This is a genomic window from Blautia sp. 2227st1_G12_2227SCRN_220401 (genome assembly GCF_039062885.1).
Classification (GTDB): Bacteria; Bacillota; Clostridia; order Lachnospirales; family Lachnospiraceae; genus Blautia_A; species Blautia_A fusiformis.
Map to the genome: position 1 here is coordinate 1 of NZ_JBCLNI010000068.1, position 1,305 is coordinate 1,305.

The 1,305-nt window shown below is 48.6% G+C and carries 3 protein-coding genes; all 3 read left to right on the top strand.

All coding sequences use genetic code 11. The features are described from left to right. On the top strand, positions 1-208 hold a 208-nt coding region (gene mbpA, locus ABCM67_RS16215; protein ID WP_342993069.1), incomplete at its 5' end, for a mobilization protein MbpA. Continuing rightward, entirely contained in the window at positions 205-999 is a 795-nt protein-coding gene (gene mbpB / locus ABCM67_RS16220; RefSeq protein ID WP_342993070.1) for a mobilization protein MbpB, read from the top strand. The genes mbpA and mbpB, both read left to right, overlap by 4 nt. After that, on the top strand, positions 956-1,305 hold a 350-nt coding region (gene mbpC, locus ABCM67_RS16225), incomplete at its 3' end, for a mobilization protein MbpC (RefSeq protein WP_342993072.1). The genes mbpB and mbpC, both read left to right, overlap by 44 nt.

Genomic DNA, 1,305 nt, shown 5'->3' on the forward strand with positions numbered 1-1,305 from the left:
CACATCGGAATACTGCCGTACACTCGCACTGGGCGGACGACCCAAGGAGAGGTACACGGAAGAAGAAAGGGAACTGTTTCGGGAGATAGCCCGACTGAAAGGAACACTCCAGCGTCTGAACAACTACTTCGGTGGGCGCCAGTACAGGGAAGTGTTCGAGGAGAACCAGGCACTAATCAAAGAACTTAAAAAGATAATTTCACGATGATAGCAAAAGGAAAGAGCATATCTCATGGCACGGCAGCACTGGAGTACGACCTTGCCAAAGAGATAAACGGAGAGGCAGCAGCCACCGAGATACACCGCCATGAGCTTTTCGGCTGCACAGGCGAAGATATGGTGCAGGAGATGAAACCTTACTTTGTTGATTTCCCGAACGTAAAGAACAACTGCCTTCGGTTTGAGGTCAGTCCTTCAGTGGAAGAAAGTGCAGGCATGACCAATGCGGACTGGGCGAAGCTCGGCAACGACTTCATGCAGCGCATGGGCTTGATGAACCACCAGTATATCATTGTGAAGCACAGTGGAACGGAGAAGAACCGCAGGCAAGCCCACCTGCATATACTGGCAAACCGTGTGTCGTTATCGGGAGAACTCTACAAAGACAACTGGATAGGGAAGAGAGCAACGGAAGCCGCCAACAGTATAGCCAGAGAGCGGAACTTGGTACAGTCAAAGGACATAGGCAAAGCCAACAGGGAAGAGATAAAACAGGCTATGAACGGTGTCCTTGCAAGGATGCAGGGATTTGACCTTGCCGGATTCAGCCGTGAACTCGGAAAGCTGGGTTTCAAGGTAAGGGAAGCCCGGGCAAGTACCGGCAAACTCAACGGTTATTACGTGGAAGCCCGGAGCGGAACAGAATACAAGGCAAGCGAGATAGGGAAAGATTATACGCTTGCCCACATCGAGAAGACACAGAAAAAATTGAAGTATAACTCAATCAGCAGGAATTATGGAAACACCCTCAAACCCAAAAACGGAGGATTACACCTATAAGCAGGGACAGTACAGTCCCCGAAAGAAAAAGGACACCACACCCAAAGTAAATCCGCAGCTTGCGGTAGAACTTGTGTTTCAAGAATTGAAGCGTGTAGAAGCCTATACAAGACGCATAGAAGATGCAACAGCCAAAAAGGTGGAAATAGACATGGGGAGTCTTGAAAGTGCTGAAAATCGCCTAAAAAGCGTATTGGCGGACTTTGAACGGCAGGGAAACAGAATGAAAAACGGCAGCTATGTGGACAAGAAAGTTTCAATGTACTCAATCCTTTGTGCTGTTTTTTCCCTATTGTTCGCCTGTCT